General features: G+C 68.0%; 3 protein-coding genes. All 3 read right to left on the reverse strand.

Annotated elements, in window-relative coordinates; translation table 11 throughout:
- Positions 1 to 720, reverse strand: a 720-nt coding sequence (locus VFM98_RS03170; protein ID WP_325108449.1) for a DUF1631 family protein, incomplete at its 3' end; no start/stop codon positions are given.
- Between the two features lie 10 nt (positions 721 to 730).
- A complete protein-coding gene (gene secF / locus VFM98_RS03175) occupies positions 731 to 1,684 on the reverse strand; it encodes a protein translocase subunit SecF (RefSeq protein WP_325108450.1) in 954 nt (317 codons plus the stop codon).
- A 48-nt stretch (positions 1,685 to 1,732) separates the two neighbouring features.
- Positions 1,733 to 3,211 (reverse strand): protein translocase subunit SecD (gene secD, locus VFM98_RS03180; RefSeq protein ID WP_325108451.1); only part of this gene is annotated, 1,479 nt, incomplete at its 5' end.

Consider the following 3,211-nt stretch of genomic DNA (forward strand, 5'->3'; position numbering starts at 1 on the left):
GCTGGCCGTGCCGTCGGCCGGTGGTGCCTCACCGGGCTGCTGCGGCGCCGCGCCGCGCACGGCGCCGCGCGGCGGACGCTTCACGCGCGACTTCAGGTCGATGTGCGGCAGCACGCCGCTCTTGACCAGGAACTCGTTGGCTTCCTTGTAGCCCTCCAGCGCGCGCGGGACGACGTGCTTCTGGATCACGTCCTTGGCCAGCACCCAGCTCTCGCGCGGCAGCGCCGCGGCGATCCACTGCTCCACCAGCACCTGCGCCAGCGCCTCGGGCCGCAGCACGTCCTCGGTGGCGAGCTCCTCGCCGCCTTCCAGGTGCGTGATGCGCAGCTTCAGGTCATTGAGCTCCCAGACAGCCTTTTCCTGCACCGCCATCGCGAGGCGCGAGGACAGGATCTTGTTCTCGACCACGTCGTCGCCGATCAGCTCCAGGCTGGCCATCTCGAGGTTGGCGCGGGCGGTGGTCGTGGGCGGCACGACGGCGCGCCGCCAGGTCTTGCCCACCAGCTCGCTCCACTTGGCGCCGGACTGCTCGAACTCCACCAGGGCGTCGCGGCGCTGCTGCATCTCGCGGCTGCTCTCCGCGTTGTTCATCTGCTCGCTCAGCGAGGCGCGGATGGCCTCCGAGAGCTCGGGCAGCAGCCCTTCCATGTGCGTGACGAATCGCTCACGCGCCTGCCGTGCCAGCTGCGCGGACCCGGGGCCAGGCGTGATGGAAGCCATCCGTTCGGCCTCAGACTGTGGCGCCCGCGTTGGGGTCGTTGGGGTCCCCTTCGCGCTTGCGGTCGGTCTTCACCAGGTCCTCGCGCTTGACACCCAGCCACATGGCGATGGCGGCGGCGACGAAGACCGAGGAGTAGATGCCGAACAGGATGCCGATGGTGAGCGCCAGTGCGAAGTAGTGCAGGGTGGCGCCGCCGAACAGCAACATCGACAGCACCATGATCTGGGTGGAACCGTGGGTGATGATCGTGCGGCTGATGGTGGAGGTGATCGCGTGGTCGATCGTCTGCACCGTGGTCAGCTTGCGGTAGCGGCGGAAGCTTTCCCGGATCCGGTCGAAGATGATCACCGACTCGTTGACCGAGTAGCCCAGCACGGCCAGCACGGCTGCGAGCACCGCCAGCGAGAACTCCCACTGGAAGAAGGCGAAGAAGCCCAGGATGATCACCACGTCGTGCAGGTTGGCGATGATGGCCGCCACGGCGAACTTCCATTCGAACCGCAGCGCGAGGTAGATCATGATGCCCGCCACCACCATGGCGAGCGCCTTCAGGCCGTTGGAGACCAGCTCCTCGCCGACCTGCGGCCCCACGAATTCCACCCGGCGCAGCGAGACTCCCTGGTCCGTGGCTTTCAGGGCCTGCAGCGTACGCTCGCTTTGTTGCGCGGAGCTGACGCCCTTCTGCGCCGGCAGGCGGATCATCACGTCGCGCGAGGTGCCGAAGTTCTGCACCTGCACGTCGGTGTAGCCTAGGGCGCTGACGGTGCGGCGCACGTGCTCCACGTCCGCCGGCTGCGAATACGCCACCTCCATGACCGTGCCGCCGGTGAATTCCACCGACAGGTGCAGGCCGCGGGTGACGAGGAAGAACACGGCGGCCAGGAACGTGATCACCGAGACCACGTTGAAGACCAGCGCATTCTCCATGAACGGGATGTCCCGCCGGATCTTGAAGAACTCCACTACCTTTTGTCCTTATTGCGGGATGCGAAATCCACCCGTACGCGCCAGCTACTCAGCCTTGGTTATAGCGCCATCGGCCTCCGGCCGCCAGACCGTCCCGATGGACACCGCCTTCAACTTCTTCTGCCGGCCATACCAGAGGTTCACCAGGCCGCGCGAGAAGAACACGGCGGAGAACATCGAGGTCAGGATACCGATGCAGTGGACCACCGCGAAGCCGCGCACCGGGCCCGTGCCGAAGGCGAGCAGCGCCACGCCGGCGATCAGCGTCGTCACGTTGGAGTCGAGGATGGTCGCCCAGGCCCGGTCGTAGCCGGCGTGGATGGCCGCCTGCGGCGAGGCGCCGCTGCGCAATTCTTCACGCACGCGTTCGTTGATCAGCACGTTCGAATCGATGGCCATGCCCAGGGCCAGCGCCATGGCCGCCATGCCGGGCAGCGTCAGGGTGGCCTGCAGCATCGACAGCACCGCCACCAGCAGCAGCAGGTTGACGGCCAGCGCCAGCCCGGAGAACAGGCCGAACAGCATGTAGTAGATGCCCATGAAGGCCACGATGGCGGCGAAGCCCCAGGCCACGCTGTGGAAACCCTTGGCGATGTTCTCGGCGCCCAGGGTCGGGCCGATGGTCATCTCCTCGATGATCTCCATCGGCGCAGCCAGCGAGCCGGCGCGCAGCAGCAGCGCCACGTCGTTGGCTTCCTTGGTGGTCATGCGGCCGGAGATCTGCACCCGGCCGCCGCCGATCTCGCTGCGGATCACCGGCGCCGTCACGACCTCGCCCTTGCCCTTCTCGAACAGCAGGATGGCCATGCGCTTGCCGACGTTCTCGCGCGTCACGTCGCGGAAGATGCGCGCGCCCTTGGCGTCCAGCGTCAGGTGCACCGCCGGCTCCTGGGTCTGGCTGTCGAAGCCGGCCTGGGCGTCGGTAAGGTTCTCGCCGGTGAGGATCACCTGCTTCTTCACGATCACCGGGCGGCCTTCGCGGTCCATGTAGCGCTCGGCGCCGAACGGCACGGGGCCGGTGCCGACCTCGGCGGCGCGGCCCTCGGTGCTCTCGTCGACCATCCGCACTTCCAGAGTCGCCGTGCGGCCGAGGATGTCCTTGGCGCGCGAGGTGTCCTGCACGCCGGGCAGCTGCACCACGATGCGGTCGGCGCCCTGCTGCTGGATGATCGGCTCGGCCACGCCCAGCTCGTTGATCCGGTTGTGCAGGGTGACCATGTTCTGCTTGAGCGCCTGGTCCTGCACCCGGCGCGCGGCCTCGGGCTTGATCGTCGCCGTCAGGACCGTCGTGTCGCCCTCGGCCTTCTCCGCCACCACCAGGTCGGGGAACTGGTCGGCGATGACGTTGCGGCCGGCGCGCAGCGCCTCGGGGTCGCGGAAGCGCACTTCCACGGCCTGGCCGTTGCGGCTGATGCCGGCGTGGCGCACGTTCTTCTCGCGCAGCATGCTGCGCAGGTCGCCGGCGAAGGACTCGGCCTTCTGGGTCAGCGCCGCCTGCATGTCCACCTGCAGCATGAAGTGCAC

The organism is Ramlibacter sp., from assembly GCF_035706265.1.
Taxonomy (GTDB): Bacteria; Pseudomonadota; Gammaproteobacteria; order Burkholderiales; family Burkholderiaceae_C; genus Ramlibacter.